At 65.8% G+C, this 15,002-nt stretch carries 13 protein-coding genes and 1 riboswitch; of the genes, 4 read left to right on the top strand and 9 right to left on the bottom strand.

Annotation, left to right across the window (positions count from 1 at the left end):
* Positions 1 to 119: 119 nt before the first annotated feature.
* Positions 120 to 238: riboswitch (glycine riboswitch) on the bottom strand.
* Positions 239 to 317: 79 nt separating this feature from the next.
* The 6 genes from AB0L82_RS10560 to AB0L82_RS10535 form a co-directional block, all read right to left on the bottom strand.
* Positions 318 to 887, bottom strand: a complete 570-nt coding sequence (locus AB0L82_RS10560) for a MerR family transcriptional regulator (protein ID WP_364633662.1) — start codon at positions 885 to 887, stop codon at positions 318 to 320.
* Positions 888 to 1,082: 195 nt separating this feature from the next.
* Positions 1,083 to 1,556 carry a bifunctional nuclease family protein gene (locus AB0L82_RS10555; RefSeq protein ID WP_067570905.1) on the bottom strand — a complete coding sequence of 158 codons (474 nt, stop codon included), beginning with the start codon at positions 1,554 to 1,556 and terminating at the stop codon, positions 1,083 to 1,085.
* An 82-nt stretch (positions 1,557 to 1,638) separates the two neighbouring features.
* Positions 1,639 to 2,418: a MerR family transcriptional regulator gene (locus AB0L82_RS10550; RefSeq protein ID WP_364633659.1), complete on the bottom strand. Its 780-nt coding sequence runs from the start codon at positions 2,416 to 2,418 to the stop codon at positions 1,639 to 1,641.
* A gap of 44 nt (positions 2,419 to 2,462) precedes the next feature.
* Positions 2,463 to 2,939 (bottom strand): glycogen accumulation regulator GarA, encoded by a 477-nt coding sequence (garA, locus tag AB0L82_RS10545; RefSeq protein ID WP_364633657.1) that lies wholly within the window; start codon positions 2,937 to 2,939, stop codon positions 2,463 to 2,465.
* A gap of 121 nt (positions 2,940 to 3,060) precedes the next feature.
* Positions 3,061 to 3,459: a glycine cleavage system protein GcvH gene (gene gcvH / locus AB0L82_RS10540; RefSeq protein WP_364633655.1), complete on the bottom strand. Its 399-nt coding sequence runs from the start codon at positions 3,457 to 3,459 to the stop codon at positions 3,061 to 3,063.
* Between the two features lie 69 nt (positions 3,460 to 3,528).
* Positions 3,529 to 4,164 (bottom strand): CDP-alcohol phosphatidyltransferase family protein, encoded by a 636-nt coding sequence (locus AB0L82_RS10535; RefSeq protein WP_364633653.1) that lies wholly within the window; start codon positions 4,162 to 4,164, stop codon positions 3,529 to 3,531.
* 148 nt (positions 4,165 to 4,312) lie between these two features.
* On the opposite strand from AB0L82_RS10535, the gene AB0L82_RS10530 reads away from it, so the two are divergent.
* From AB0L82_RS10530 to AB0L82_RS10520, 3 genes are all read left to right on the top strand, one after another.
* Positions 4,313 to 6,007 (top strand): GMC family oxidoreductase, encoded by a 1,695-nt coding sequence (locus AB0L82_RS10530; RefSeq protein ID WP_364633651.1) that lies wholly within the window; start codon positions 4,313 to 4,315, stop codon positions 6,005 to 6,007.
* 112 nt (positions 6,008 to 6,119) lie between these two features.
* Positions 6,120 to 7,475 (top strand): DUF2252 domain-containing protein, encoded by a 1,356-nt coding sequence (locus AB0L82_RS10525; RefSeq protein ID WP_364633649.1) that lies wholly within the window; start codon positions 6,120 to 6,122, stop codon positions 7,473 to 7,475.
* A gap of 120 nt (positions 7,476 to 7,595) precedes the next feature.
* Complete coding sequence (locus AB0L82_RS10520; RefSeq protein WP_364633647.1) at positions 7,596 to 8,480, top strand: nuclease-related domain-containing protein; 885 nt, start codon at positions 7,596 to 7,598, stop codon at positions 8,478 to 8,480.
* Here AB0L82_RS10520 and AB0L82_RS10515 read toward each other — a convergent pair.
* The 3 genes from AB0L82_RS10515 to AB0L82_RS10505 all read right to left on the bottom strand — a co-directional run bounded on the left by AB0L82_RS10515 (position 8,452) and on the right by AB0L82_RS10505 (position 13,464).
* A complete protein-coding gene (locus AB0L82_RS10515) occupies positions 8,452 to 9,141 on the bottom strand; it encodes a phosphatase PAP2 family protein (protein WP_364633644.1) in 690 nt (229 codons plus the stop codon). The genes AB0L82_RS10520 and AB0L82_RS10515 overlap by 29 nt on opposite strands.
* Before the next feature lie 26 nt (positions 9,142 to 9,167).
* On the bottom strand, positions 9,168 to 11,399 hold the full coding sequence (locus tag AB0L82_RS10510; RefSeq protein ID WP_364633642.1) for an MMPL family transporter: 2,232 nt from the start codon (positions 11,397 to 11,399) through the stop codon (positions 9,168 to 9,170).
* A gap of 145 nt (positions 11,400 to 11,544) precedes the next feature.
* Positions 11,545 to 13,464 carry an acyl-CoA dehydrogenase gene (locus AB0L82_RS10505; protein WP_364633640.1) on the bottom strand — a complete coding sequence of 640 codons (1,920 nt, stop codon included), beginning with the start codon at positions 13,462 to 13,464 and terminating at the stop codon, positions 11,545 to 11,547.
* Between the two features lie 179 nt (positions 13,465 to 13,643).
* Between AB0L82_RS10505 and AB0L82_RS10500 the strand changes: the two genes are divergently transcribed.
* On the top strand, positions 13,644 to 14,993 hold the full coding sequence (locus tag AB0L82_RS10500) for a threonine/serine exporter family protein (RefSeq protein WP_364635959.1): 1,350 nt from the start codon (positions 13,644 to 13,646) through the stop codon (positions 14,991 to 14,993).
* The last annotated feature ends 9 nt before the right edge of the window (positions 14,994 to 15,002 follow it).

Genomic DNA, 15,002 nt, shown 5'->3' with positions numbered 1-15,002 from the left:
GCGTCGTCTGCCCTCCCCCTCTGTCGTTGGCGCCTGAGAGATTCGCGGCACAGCCGTTGCGGCCGTACCCCTTTCACCATGGGCGGGTGGCTCGCGACCACCGCTTTCCAGAGGCGCCGAAACTCCGCACGGTCCCTTGTGCCTGAGAGATTGACGGGGAGGTGCTGCTCCTTCGGCGCCCGGGTTCCACCGGTCTTCGAAAAGACCTGCATCCCCGGGACTCTCCCGCACGGCTGCGACGCACTGCCAAGTCTAAGGGGCGGCAAGTTACAGGAATGTTGCCTGGGTCGATTTCACACTCGCGCGCCCCCGAACCGCTATCCGGTCTTGCGATCCATCCGGGCCTTACGACGGGACGAGAGCTCATCTTCCGGCCGCTCGGTGGCGGTGCCCGCCTCGGCGCGTTCGGCCGGGAAACTGGCGATGGCCCCGGTCAACTCGCGCATGGCGCCGCCGACCGCGATACCGAACACGCCCTGCCCACCCTGCAGTAAATCGACGACTTCCTCCGGCGAGGAGCATTCGTACACGGTCGCGCCATCGGAGAACAGGGTGATCCCGGCCAGATCCTCGACACCTCTACTGCGCAGATGGTCCACCGCTATGCGGATATTCTGCAGCGAGATGCCGGCGTCGAGCAGCCGCTTGACGATCTTCAGGACCAGAATGTCCTTGAACGAGTACAGCCGCTGGCTACCGGATCCGGTGGCGCTGCGGATGGACGGCACGACCAGTCCGGTCCGTGCCCAGTAATCGAGCTGCCGATAGGTGATCCCGGCGACCTGGCAGGCGCTGGGAACCCGGTAGCCGACGAGGTCGTCCGGCACCGTGTCATCGGGGAACAGCCCTGGCTGCACCACATCCTGGGTATGCGGTTGGTCTCCCACTGACTACTCCCTTACTGCTGGCCTATCCGGGCTCGTGCCATATTTCGGACACTGCATCGACGATTGGAGCGTGGCCTAACTGTCGAGGCTACTCTCCTGATTGTCCCGGGAGCATCGGCGTCGAACCAAGCGTGACGAGCGGCGTGTTTCTAGACCTTAAGTACAGGTCGAGGTAACGATTCGGCCGCCCCCCGCCTAACTGTCGGTGGCCTTGAAATCATCCGGCGAGACCGACTCCAAGAACTCCTTGAACTTCTCCACCTCGTCCTCGCGCTCATCCGGCATGACGAGCCCGGCTTCCTCGAGCACCGGCTCCTCGGCATAGATGGGACAGCCGACCCGCAACGCGATGGCCACCGAATCCGAGGGCCGCGCGGAGATACGCAGATCGTTCTCGAACACCAGATCAGCGTAGAAGGTGCCCTCCTGCAAATCCACGATCCGCACCTCTTTCAAGGTGTGCCCGAGATCCTTGATGAGGATCTTGATCAGATCGTGGGTGAGCGGACGAATGGGAGTGACACCCTCTTGTTCGAGAACGATCGCGGTCGCCTCGGCCTGCCCGATCCAGATGGGTAGGTACCTGTCGCCGGAAGCCTCGCGGAGCAACAGCACGGGCTGATTCTGTGGCTGTTCGACACGGATGCCGATCACACGCATTTCGCTCATCGCACGCCTCCCATAAACTCAGCCGGCCGCCCGGCCATCGACACAGCGGGGCGAGCCGTATCACCGAGTCTAGGCGAAGATTTCAGCCTCCGAGCGAAGCACGCACCGAGGTCTTCACCAGGCAGGTGTGCAAGGTCAGCGACAGTGCCGCCAACTCTCGCACGGTCTCCTCCGCACGGGCGCGAGCGTCCGCGTCCCGGCTCTTGGCGATGGGCGCGGCGATCTGCGCGACCATGGCCGCCTCCCGGTCCGCGGCCAGTTTGAAGGCACGCAAATGCCTTGCCTCCAAACCGAATTCACTCAGTGCCTTGGCGGTGCGCGCGAGCGTCACCGCGTCGGCGTCGAAATAGCCTGCCGCACCGGGCGTGATGAGATTCGCGCGAATCAGTTCGGTGAGGAACTTCTCGTCGATTCCCGCCTGCTGCAACAGATCCGCCCGCGGAATCCGGATCTCGTGATCGAACCGGAGTTCCTCGGGCGATACCTCACCGGGCACGACGCCGAGCCGCCGTAAGCGGCAATCGCCGTTGGGGCCCAAGGCTTCTCTTGAATCCGACCCAGCCCTGGAATCGGACACAGCTCCCCCACCCGCTCGGACCCGGGCTTCCCGTACTCCGAGCGTCGCGGCGCCGCTGTCGATCGCTTCCAGTTGTTCCTTGATCACCTTGAGCGGCAGATACTGATCCCGCTGCGCCGTGAGCACGAACCGCAGGCGTTCCACGTCGGCGACGTGGAACCTGCGGTACCCCGAAGGAGTGCGCTCCGGACTGATCAATCCCTCCGATTCGAGGAACCGAATCTTCGAGATGGTGATGTCCGGGAAATCCGGACGCAGCAAATCCAGCACGGAGCCTATCGACATGCCCCCGCGCGTCCACTGCGCTGCGCCAGTCATTCCGCTCGGTCCTATAGTGCGCCCGCCGCCGATTCACTCGACGCGGGACGCGGACCGGTGAGGAACACGAGACGGAACTTGCCGATCTGAACCTCATCGCCATTCTGCAGCTCCGAGGAATCCACCGGCTCCCGGTTGACATAGGTGCCGTTCAAGCTGCCCACATCGACGACCTGGAAGGTGTCGTCATCCTGGCGGAACTCCGCGTGCCGACGGCTGACGGTGACATCGTCGAGAAAGATGTCGCTGTCGGGATGACGTCCCGCGGAGGTGGTGGGCTGATCGAGCAGAAACCGCGAACCGGCGTTCGGGCCGCGCTTGACGACCAGCAGAGCCGCACCCGCGGGCAGACCCTCGACTCCTTGCACCGGCTGTTCGCCGGTCTGCTCAGGGCGCGACGTGTCGACCTCGTTCAGGAAATCAGCACGGAACACCGAAGTGGTCTCTGCCGCTGTCTCCTGGTAACCCGGGTCCTTGTTCTCGCTCACCCTTGCTCTCCTCCTCGAACCGAATAATCCATAGCAAGCAGTTGATGCCTTCAGCGGAACTGTTGGCATTGACCGTACCCTGCCCGGGCACACCCGTGCAGGTAGAACTGTGAAGGCTGCTTCAGCCTCCGATAACTCCTTGATAACCTGCGGCATCGAGCAGGTCACCGTATGCGGCATCGAGGGTCTCGGCCGAGTCCAGCTCGAGTTCGAAGATCCAGCCGTCGCCATAGGGATCGGTGTTGAGGGTCTCCGGCTCTGCCGTCAGAATCTCGTTCACCGCAACGACTTTCCCGGCCAGCGGGGCGTAGATGTCCGAAACACTCTTGGTGGACTCCACTTCGGCGATGCTGTCGCCGTTGGCGACGTCTTTGTCGGTGTCGGGCAGCTGCACGAACACGACATCACCGAGCTGCGACTGCGCGTAGTCGGTGATTCCGACCCGCACGCGGGCCGGGCCGGCGATGCGCACCCATTCGTGTTCCTCGGTGTAGCGCAGGTCGTCGGGTAGGTCGCTCACTGGCGGTGTCCTTTCAACGGGCGGTCCTTTCGGGATCGGCGTCGATCCGTTCGCCACACACCCTAATGGCTACTGATCTTCACGCGATGCGGCCGGTATGGCTGGGGCTGCCGTGGTCGGTATCGCACGGGAAACGGCAATGGCCTTGCCCACGTAGAGAATGCCGGTCCAGACGTACACGGCGGTACCCCAGACCAGGAATGCCCCACCGAAGGCACGGCTGAAACCTGCCAGGGGCCAATCCATTTGGCCCGCGAGGGTCCACGGCAGCGCGGACATGAGCGCGAAGGTGGCGGCCTTGCCGAGGTAGATGACTTCGGGCGGGGGCAGCCCGCGACGCTTGTAGATGCCCAAAGTCAGGAACAGGATGCCGTCCCGGGCCACCAGGATGACCACCACCCACCAGGGCAGGATGCCGCGAATCAGCAAGCCCGCCAGGGTCGCCAGCAGATACAGGCGGTCCACCAGCGGGTCCAGGATCGCGCCCAGCTTGGACGATTGATCAAGCAGCCGTGCGAGTTTGCCGTCGAGGAAATCGGTGAAACCGCTGGCCACGAGCAGGGCGAAGGCCCAGCCGTCGGCCTTCTCCACCAGCAACAGCCAGAGGAATACGGGGACGCCGATGAGCCGGATCGCGCTCAGCACGTTCGGGACGGTGAGGATGCGGTCGCTGTACACCGGTTCGGCGTTCCGCTCGGTTGTCACAACCCTGGTCTTACCCCAAAGATCCTCGAGTCTCCAGGCGGGTGGCGTGCGAGTCTTGTTGTTGTATGGTCTCCGCCATACCCGGCGGATGACAGAATGAGTTGATAAGTTTCTCATTTGTTATCCCGGCATGCGAGAGGACAGACCCATGCCCGACTTCGACTACGACGTCGTTGTGATCGGCTCCGGTTTCGGCGGAAGCGTGAGCGCGCTGCGGCTCACCGAGAAGGGTTACCGGGTGGCCGTGCTGGAATCGGGCCGCCGCTGGAACGCCGAGGACATCCCCAAGACCAACTGGAATGTGCGCAAAGCGATCTGGGCTCCGCGCCTGGGCATGACGGGCACCCAGCGCATCAGCGTGCTGGGCAAATGCGCGGTCTTCTCCGCGGCCGGGGTGGGCGGCGGCTCGCTGATCTACGGCAATACCCTCTACGAACCGCTGCCGGAGTTCTACACCGATAAGCAGTGGGCGCACATCACCGACTGGAAGACCGAGCTCGCGCCGTACTACGACCAGGCGCAGCGCATGCTGGGCGTCACGCCGAACCCGCGCATGACGCCCGCCGACGAGGTGATCCGCTCGGTCGCCGAGGATCTCGGGGTCGCCGACACCTTCCACGCCACCAATGTGGGCGTGTTCTTCAATGAGGCCGATCCGGGGACCGAGGTCGAGGATCCGTACTTCGGCGGGGTCGGGCCGCGGCGCAACGGCTGTATTCATTGCGCGCGGTGCTTCACCGGATGCCCGCACAATGCCAAGAACACGACCCCGAAGAACTACCTCTACCTGGCTGAACAGGCCGGTGCCACGGTATTCGCACTGACCGAGGTGACCAAGGTGCGGCCCATCGCGGGCGGCGGGTACGCGGTGGAGACCGCACGTTCGGATCGCTGGGTTCGCAAGGACCGCAAGACCTTCACCGCCGAGCAGGTGGTGTTCGCCGCCGCCGCGCTCGGCACGCAGAAACTGCTGCACAAGATGCGTGACGAGGATGTGCTGCCGGAGCTGTCACCGCGCCTGGGCGAGCTGACCCGATCCAATTCCGAGGCTATCCTCAATGTGGTCAGTCACGGGCGCGATGATTTCGCGCAGGGCGTAGCGATCACCTCCTCGATCCATCCCGAGCCGAACACCCATATCGAGGTGTGCCACTACGGGCACGGGCAGAACGGGCTGTTCCCCATGTCGGTGCCGATCGTGGACGGCGGGGCGTTCCGGTTCCTGCGCTTCCTGCTGGCGATCCTGTTGCATCCGATCGTGTTCGCGCGCAGTCTCAATGCCCGCAATGCCTCGGATAAATCGGTGATCCTGCTGGTCATGCAGTCCCTGGACAATTCGCTGACCTCGTATCGCCGCTGGGGTCAGCTCAAGACCAGACAGGGCACGGGTAAGCCCAATCCGACCTGGATTCCGCTGGCGCACGAGGTGGGCCGGCGGTTCGGCAAGAAGGTCGACGGGGATGTGCACTCGCTGATCATGGATGTGTTCAATATCCCGGCGACCGCGCACTACATCGGCGGCTGCGTGATCGGCGAGGGCCCCGAGGCGGGTGTGGTGGACCCGTATCAGCGGGTCTTCGGATATCCGGGACTGCATATCGCGGACGGGTCGGCGGTGACGGCGAATCTGGGCGTGAATCCGTCGCTGACCATCACCGCGCAGGCCGAGCGGGCAATGGCGTTCTGGCCCAATCGCAATGACGCAGATCCCCGGCCCGAGCTGGGGCAGCCGTACCGCCGGATCAGCCCGGTGCAGCCCAAACAGCCGACCGTGCCCGAGTCCGCCCCGGGCGCGCTGCGGCTGCCGATCTTCCCGGTGGATCCGCCGGTGCCCGCGCACTGACTCCCGGTGACCGGGACCACTGATCGGGTGGTTCCGGTCGTCTCGCGTGCGATCGCGCCCACCGGTAGGTTGGAACGTTGTGTGCTCCAACGTGATCGACTTCCGTACCCCCGTGTCGTCGCAGGAGGTGTGGGATCGCGGCCGGGCGCTGCGCGACCGCACCCCGGTCGAATCGCGGGATCGGGCCGCGGTGTCCGCGTCCCGGCCGGGAGTGCTCGACTTCATCGATGCCAGTAATGCTGGACGTTTGCCACACCTGCTGCCATTGCGCATCGGGCGGATGGCGGCGTCGCCGTATTCGTTCTTCCGGGGGTCCGCCGGGCTCATGGCGGCTGATCTTGCGAGCGGTCCGAGCAGTGGCCTGACGGCACAGCTGTGCGGTGACGCGCATGCGGCGAACTTCGGTCTCTACGGCACCCCGCGCGGTGAAATCGTGATGGATATCAATGATTTCGACGAGACCGCGCCGGGGCCCTGGGAGTGGGACCTCGAGCGTCTGGCCGCCAGTCTGGTGCTCGCGGGCCGCGAAGGCGGGGCGTCGGAAGACGACTGCCTGGCCGCGGCCCGCGATGCCGCCCGGTCGTACCGGCTGGCGGTGGCCGAGCTCGCGACACAGCCGTTCCTGACCTCGTGGACGGCGCTGCCGGATGAATCGGTGATCGCCAAGGCCAGCGCCGATCCGCTGCTGGAGCATTTCCGCAAGGCCGCCAAGAAGGCGCGCAAGAACACCAGCGCCAAGGTGGTGCGCAAGTGGACCGAACATCTCGAGGATCACGTAACCGGTTTCGGCGGTAGGCGATTCGTGGCCGATCCGCCGCTGCTGACCCCGGTCGGGTCCGGGGTCGCCGATGCGGTGATCGACGGGCTGAGCGGATACGTGGGCACGCTGCGCGAGTCGCGGCGCAATCTCATTACCCGATTCACGGTGTCCGACATCGCTTTCCGTATTGTCGGCACCGGAAGTGTGGGCCTGCACAGCTATTTGGCGCTGCTGCACGGCAATGGCGATGAGGTGCTGGTGCTGCAGATCAAACAGGCCGCGCCGTCCGCGCTGACGCCGTATCTGCCGCCCGTGCCCGCCCGGCACGAGGGTGAGCGAATCGTGCAGGGCGCCAGGCATGTTCAGGCCGAGACCGATATCCTGCTGGGCTGGACCACGCTGACCATCGACGGGCGGCAGTTGCCGTTCATCGTGCGGCAGTTCCGGAATCTCAAGGGCGGCATCGATCCCTCGGCCCTGGACGCGGGCCTGCTCGACGATTACGGACGGCTGGCGGGCGCGCTGCTGGCGCGGGCGCACGCGCGCTCGGTGGATCCGCGACTGGTCGCCGGATACCTCGATGACGCCGAGGCGTTCGACGAGGCGGTGGCGGCTTTCGCGGTGCGCTACGCCGATCGGGTCGAGGTCGATCACGGCCAGCTGGTGACCGCGGTGAAGGAAGGGCGATTACCCGCCGAAATGGCCTGACCCGCCGACCGACACACGACAGGCCGCAAATCTGGGCGGCGGGTGCGGAGCGTCCGTACCATTTTCTTGACTGCCGGTATCGATTTCGACGAGAGAGGTGCGGCGCCGATGCTCGTTCGAGTGCAGAATCCCGCTGGCACACATGCGGAGAAGGTTCTGATCGATTGGCTGCGCACCTGGAAGGGCAGCGGCGATCCCAAGGGTGTGGCGACCGTCAATTGCAGCCTGTTCCACGGTGATCGGCTGTATCCGTTCGACGCGGTGATCTGGACGCCGTCCAGCTGCGTGGTCATCGAGGCCGAGGCCCTGGTGGAACGCATGGAGGGTGAGCTCGAGGTTCCGCTCAACGGGCCGTGGCGGGTCGGCGACAAGCTGATCAACTTCGAGGGCAATGACAAGCGCACACCGCTGGACAAATCCCGCGATCACACCTTCGCGCTACAGAATTGGCTGGCCGAGCGCGGGCTGGGGCAGCGCGTGGTGCACGGCGCGGTGCTGGTGGTGCCGCCGCCGGAGTCGAAACTGCGGGTGACCCAGCTCTGGAGCGATCCGAGTTTCGAGGTGCTGGTCGGCGATGATCCCAAGCGGCTGCACGATTATTTCGTCGGGCTGTCCTCGCGCGGGCGGCCGCAGTGGTCGGCCAATGATGTGGCGTGGGCGTTCCGCGGGCTGGGGATTCTGCCGTATCTGCCCGCACCGCAGGAACTTCTGAACGAGGGCTTCCTGGGTCCGGTGGACATCACGCTGTGGCACGGCGGCCCGCAGCAGGCCCAGGCCGAGGCCTATGCCGAGGAGCAGGCGCAATTGGAGGCCGACGCGGCGGCGGCCGGTGGTTCGTTCCGGGTGCCGACGCCGTGGTTCGCGCCGACCCAGCTGTATCCGCGCGAGCACGGGGATATCAATTTCGGCCGCGGGTTCATGCGGGTGATGCTCACCCTGGGCATGATCGTGGCGGTGCTGTGGGTGCTCTGGATGATCATCGCGGGAGTGGTGGCGTACGGCTGAGGTCTTCGTCGGTATCGCCGAGCCGCTCGCCCTGGCGGGCGGCGAACCAGCGCCACGGTAGATAGGCCGCCGTCACCATCGCGATGGCGGCGGCGGTGCCGCCGATGACATCGGTCGGATGGTGATAGCCCATACCCACCATGCCGACCAGTACCGCGGGCAGTACCACGGCCATGATCACCACGATCGTCACCCGCGCCCGCGTCGATTCGCTGATCAGCGCCAGCGCGGTGACCACCGCGACCAGCTGCACCGTGTGACCGCTGGGATAGGCCAGATAGTGGTGCAGGTGCCGGTCCCAGAAGGGCTTGAGCGCGAACGAGTTCACCAGGATGGCGAGTTCGGGTCCGACGATCATGAACCCGGCCGCCCACCAGCGCCGCCGGTACCCGAACCACACCGCCGCACCCAATTGCAGCGGGATGACGATGTAGTTGTTGCTCGGGGCGACCAGCAGCCGGTACAGCCACTGGTGCCCGTCGAAGGACGAGTGGATATGCCCGTCCAGTGAGTTGTCCAGTCCGGTCGGCCCGCCGTCGGCCGGAAAGAATTGCGGCACAACGATGGTCACGATCACGGCCGCGAGGATGAGCGCGGGCAGCGCGGCTTGTCTGGCCAGCGAGTCCAGCCGGTTCGGGGCGAGCGCGATCGATCGGGTCACGCCGCCACGATAGCCGCGAATCGGACTCAGTCCCGCAGCGCGGCTTTCTCCAGCAGTGGGCGGGATCGCGCCGGAGCCCACCAGTTGGCGGTGCCCATCAGCCGCATGAACGCCGGAACCAGCACCATGCGGACCAGAGTGGCGTCCATCAGCACCGCGACAGCCAGACCGAGGCCGAGCATGCGATTCATGGTGACCCCGCTGGTCGCGATACCGAGGAAGATCACGGACATGAGCAGGGCGGCGGCGGTGACGATGCGGCCCGAGCGCGCGATGCCCAGCGCCACCGCATTGTCATTGTCGGCGCGGGTCTTGTCCGAACGCTCCCATTCCTCGGTGAAGCGGGCGAGCAGGAACACCTCGTAGTCCATCGAGAGTCCGAAGGCCACGCAGAACAACAGCACCGGCAGCGTGGCGATGGTGTACCCGGTGGCCAGGGTGCCGAGCCCGCCCAGGTGGCCGTCCTGGAAGATCCAGACCAGCGCGCCGAAGGTCGCCGAGAGCGAGAGGATATTGAGCACCAGGGCTTTGAGCGGGAGCACCACGCTGCCGGTGAGCAGGAGCAGCAGGATGAACGTGGTCAGGGCGATCCAGATGACCGCTTTCGGGAAGCCTTCCTTGATGCCCGCGGCGGAGTCGGCGTTCTGCTGGGCGAGGCCGCCGAACAGGGTGGTGACGCCGGGCGGCTGTTCCACCGCGCGCAAGGCGGTCAATTGTCGTTGTCCCTGAACGGAATACGGGTCGACGCCGGAGGTGACGGTCAGATGCGCACCGCCCTCGTTATCGGTCCCCGCCGGATCGGCGGGACCGGCGACCTTGCCGCCGATGAAGGTGCCCGCCGGTCCGGTGACCGCCTTGACCTCCGAAACCTGGGACAGCGCAGCCGAATACGCGCTCAGATCGCCGATGTGCGCATAGCGGTTCGGCAGCTGGAAGACGATATGCACTGTGCCGGTGGCATTGTCGTCGAAGCGTTCGCGCAGCAGATCGCCGACCTGACGTGATTCCAGTGAGGTGGGCAGTACCCGGTCATCGGGCATACCGAGTTTGAGCCCGAAGATGGGCAGCCCCAGCAGGATCAGCAGGGCCAGCACCGGCAGGGCGCACACCGCGGGCCGTCGCTGCACGATGCGGGCCACCCGATACAGGAAGCTCTCCTGGACCGGACGGGCCTCGCGCAGCGGTTTGCGATTGATGCGTTCGCCGAGCACGGCCAGCAATGCCGGTACCAGGGTCAGGCTCAGCACGATGGACAGCGCCACCACCGCGAGTCCGGCGACCGCGAGCGAGCGCAGGAATGTGGTGGGGAAGAACAGCATTCCGATGAGCGCGATGCCGACCGTGGTGCCGGAGAAGGCGACCGCGCGACCGCCGCGCTGCATGGCCAGGATGAGCGCCTGTTCGCGGTCGCGGCCGTTCGCTATCTCCTCGCGGTAGCGACCGATGATGAGCAGTGAGTAGTCGATGGCCAGCGCCAGGCCGATCGCGGTGGTGATGTTCAGCGCGAACACCGACAGGTCCATGAACAGGGTCACCAGGTACAGCAGTGCGCTGGTGCCCGCGATGGCGGCGATACCGGTGATGAATGGAATGGCCGCCGCCACAGCGCTTCTGAGGAACCAGATGAGCAGCACGATGGTGAGCGGCAGGGCGATGGCCTCGGCGAGGGCGAGGTCGCGCTGGGTCTGTTTACCGGTCTCGGACCACACCATGCCCTGACCGCCCGCGTGAACGGTGATGCCGTCGCGGGCGCCGAGGTATTCGTTCGCGATATCGGCCGCGGCGGCGGGTGCGGTGTTCTCATCGCCGCGCACGCCGGCCACGATCAGGCCGATCTTACCGTCGCGGCTGATCAGGGTGGAGCTCAATTGTGTTTCGGTCCACGGGGATACGGCCTTGACGACCCGGTTGTCGCTCTTCAGTCGCTTGGCGATATCGCTGCCGCGCGCGGTGGCCGCCGGTCCCTGTGCGCCGCCGTCGGATTCGAGGGTCAGCACCAATTGCATTCCGGACATGCCGAAGTTCTGCGCCAGAATGTCCGCCGCCAGCGCGGATTCGGAGTCCGAGGCGACGAAGCCGCCGTTGGTCAGCCGGGCGGCGGCCTGGGATCCCAGTACGCCGCACAGCAGGAACGCGATGCCCACCAGGGCCAGCACCAGTTTCGGTGCGCGGATCGCCGGTGTGATGAGCCTGGTGATCATCGGAGCCCTCCCGCGCGAATCGCGCACCGCGCCATGGTCGTCGACATTGTTCTCCACCCCGTGTCGATAGCTTCTACTACTTCTTGTAGTACAAACTATGCGCCGGGACCGCTCGGCTCGATCGGCATCGAATATGTCACATATCTCAACGAGACACTGCCGCACCATGGTTCATGATGCGGCAGTGCGGGTGTGGCGATTGCTACGGCGCGGGCGATTCGAGCATGGCCGCGCGCAGCATCTTCTCGGGCACGCCGAGACCGTCGATGAGGGTCAAGGCGCTGGGGCGCAGGCGATCCACCAGCTCATTGACCCCGCGCCGGACATTCTTGGCACGTTCCACCGACATGAACCGGTGCATGATGTACCAGGCTTGGTTCTCCTCGATCGAGGTGTAAACGAAGAGGTCGCAGACGGTTTCGGCGAGTTCGCGCGCCTCATCGTCCTCGATGCCCGCGATACCTTCGATGAACGCCTCCAGCACCAGCCGGTCGATATGCGCCGTGCCCGCCGCCAGAATGTGGTCCTGGGCATTGTTGAACGCCTCGAACGGCCCGGTTTCCTTGGCGCGGGCGCGAAGTCGATGCCCGGCGGTGCGGACCAGGTAGTCCTCGCGGTCGGCGAAGAGTTGTAATTGCACCGCGCGGCGGGACAGGTCGGCGTCGTCGACACTCTCCCCGGTGCGGTCACGCAGCCGCTGGATGAGCTGGCGCACGCCCGAGCGTTCCCGCACCTCATCGCGGGCGATGGTGGCGGCGAACCTGACCCAGCCCAGGGCGTCCAGATCGCGGACCTCATCGGAGTAGGCGGTGAGCAGATCCTTCGCGACCAGCTGGGTCAGCACCAGATTGTCGCCCTCGAAGGTGGTGAACACGTCGCTGTCGGCCTTGAGGGTGACGAGCCGGTTCTCGGTGAGATAGCCCGCGCCGCCGCAGGCTTCGCGGCATTCCTGAATGGTGCGGGTGGCGTGCCGGGTCTGGGCGACCTTGAAGCCGGCGGCGCGCTTCTCGAGTGCGCGCTGCGCCCCGGGGGCCAGATCCTGACCGGTCTGCACCAGATGCATGCGGCGCACCAGATCGTTCTGTGCGAATTGCAGTGCGTAGGCGCGGGCGACCAGCGGCAATAGCCGGCGCTGATGGCTGCGGTAGTCCATCAGCACGGTCTCCTCGCCGGTATCGGGATCGGCGAATTGGCGGCGCTGTTCGGCGTAGTGCACCGCGATGCTCAGCGCCACGCGGGCCGCCGCCGCGGCCGCGCCGCCGACGCTGACCCGGCCCCGCACGAGGGTGCCGAGGGTGGTGAAGAAGCGACGGCTGGGGTTGACGATCTCGGAACTGTAGGTACCGTCGGGTGCGACGTCGGCATAGCGATTGAGCAGATTCTCACGCGGAATTCGCACGTGGTCGAACAGGATTCGGCCGTTGTCGACGCCGGGCAGACCGCCTTTGAGACCGTCGTCGGAGGTGGTGACGCCGGGCAGATCAACGCCCGCGTCATCGCGGATCGGCACCAGGAAGCAGTGCACGCCCCTGGTCTCACCGCCGGTCACCAGCTGCGCGAAAACCGCTGCCATGCGGGCGTGTTCGGCGGCGCCGCCGATGTAGTCCTTGCGCGAGGAGGGAGTTGGGCTGTGTACGACGAATTCCTGGGTCGCGGGATCGTAGGTGGCCGTGGTCTCCAGATTGGCCACATCGCTGCCGTGACCGGTTTCGGTCATGGCGAAACAGCCGAGCAATTCCAGGGGCAGCAGTTTCTCGATGTACCGCTGATGCCGTTCGGTGCCGAGGTTGTCGACCGCGCCGCCGAAAAGTCCCCACTGCACACCGCATTTCACCCACAGCGACAGATCGGTGTAGGCGAGCATCTCGAGCGCGGTGACGGCCGCGCCCGGATCGCTGGCGCCACCGGAAATGCGGCCGAAGCCGAGTTCGGCCCATCCGAAGGAGGACACCAGATGCATTTGTTCCAGCACCCGCGCTCGCGCGGATTTGTAATCGAGGTAGGGATCGCCGTAAAGGCGGTCGTCGTCGAGGTGTTCCCGGGCCTTCTCCCGCACATGTCGCCACGAACCATCGAGGGCCGCGCGTAGATGTTCCGCTATCTGATCGCCACCGTTCGCCATAGTTCAAAACACTACTTGCATAGACCTGGTCGACCCGGTGATCTATCGCACCCGTGTACTTTTCTCCTGTGAGCAATGATCTGGCTACCGAACCTCGCGGGGCCGTGGCGGGCCTGCGCGGGCGGTGGCGACTACTGCTGACCAGCGTCGTCGATCGCGCGGTGGCCGACCGCAATGCGATGGCGGACGCGGTTGTCGAGGCGCCCGCGCCGCTGCAGCCGATCGATCTGACCGATGACGCGACGGTCACCCAGGTTTTGGATCTCGCGGAGCGGGTAGGAGAAGTGGTCCTCTCCGCCGGAACGGCGGTTACCGACACCACCGATCAAATCGAATTCATCGCCTCGACCTACGGGCTCTCCAATTGCGATATCGATGTCACCTATAACTCGATTCGTATTTCGGCCGATCGCGGGCCGACCATGCCGCCCGCGAGCACCATGCGCGTTGTGCATTACCGGTCGCTGGATTTCACGCGATTGGCGGCGGTGGATCGGCTCACCCGGCGTATTCGCCGCGAGTTGGTGCCGCCGGAGGAAGCGCTCGAGGCGCTGGACGCCATCACCTCCGCGCCGCATCCGTACAACCGGTGGATCTCCACCTTCGGGTGGGCGTTCATGGCGGCGGGGGTGGCCTTGCTCCTGAACGGCGGACTGCTGATCGCGGCGATCAGTTTCGCGACCACCTGGATGATCGACCGGACCAATCGCCGATTGAACCGGCGGGGTCTGCCCTTCTTCTTCCAGCACATGGTCGGCGGTGCGATAGCCGCATCGCCCGCGGTCCTGGTGTCCACCTTCGCAAGTCATCTCAAACTGGATCCCGCGCTGATCATCGCGGCCGGAATCGCCGTGCTGCTGGCCGGTTTACAGCTCGTCGGCTCGGTCGAGGACGCGATTACCGGCGCGCCCATCACCGCCTCGGCCCGCATGCTCGAGGTGGTCATGATGACCGGCGGCATCATCGCGGGCATCGTGCTCACCCTGCGGGTCGCCGAACTCATGGAGTTCACCGTCCCGACCGTCGATATGTCTCCCGGCCGCGACCTGACCAACCTCCCGGTAAAACTCTTCGCCGGTGCGATCACCTCGCTGGCCTTCGCCCTGGCCTGTTACGCCGAACGCCGCGCCCTCGCGGCAGCGGCCTTCAGCGGCGCGGCCGCGACCGTGGTCTACCTCCTGGTCCAGCACGCGGGCTTCGGCCCCGTCATCTCCTCCGGCGTGGCGGCCGTGGTCGTGGGTCTCGCCGGTGGCCTGCTGGCCCGCCGCGCCCTCACCCCGCCCCTCGTGGTCACCCTGGCGGGCATCACTCCCCTGCTCCCCGGCCTCCGCGTCTACCGCGGCCTCTACGCCCTCCTCAACAACGAACAACTCATCGGCCTCAACCAACTCTTCAGCGCCTTCGCGGTCGGCTGCGCCCTCGCGGCCGGGGTAACCCTCGGCGAATGGTTCGCCCGAGACCTCCGCCGCCCCCGAATCATCACCCGCCTCAACACAATCCGCCGCCCCCGCCTCAAGCCCCGCGTATGACCCCGCTCG

It is taken from the genome of Nocardia sp. NPDC052001 (genome assembly GCF_040680615.1).
Lineage (GTDB): Bacteria > Actinomycetota > Actinomycetes > Mycobacteriales > Mycobacteriaceae > Nocardia.
This window is presented reverse-complemented; position numbering and strand designations above follow the sequence as displayed.

What these genes read in the sequence shown, in the direction of transcription:
- AB0L82_RS10530 (WP_364633651.1), top strand. Translation starts at nt 4,313, where the DNA reads ATGCCCGACTTCGACTACGACGTCGTTGTGATCGGCTCCGGTTTCGGC.
- AB0L82_RS10500 (WP_364635959.1), top strand. Translation starts at nt 13,644, where the DNA reads ATGGCGGACGCGGTTGTCGAGGCGCCCGCGCCGCTGCAGCCGATCGAT.
- AB0L82_RS10505 (WP_364633640.1), bottom strand. Translation starts at nt 13,464, where the DNA reads ATGGCGAACGGTGGCGATCAGATAGCGGAACATCTACGCGCGGCCCTC.
- AB0L82_RS10550 (WP_364633659.1), bottom strand. Translation starts at nt 2,418, where the DNA reads ATGTCGATAGGCTCCGTGCTGGATTTGCTGCGTCCGGATTTCCCGGAC.
- AB0L82_RS10555 (WP_067570905.1), bottom strand. Translation starts at nt 1,556, where the DNA reads ATGAGCGAAATGCGTGTGATCGGCATCCGTGTCGAACAGCCACAGAAT.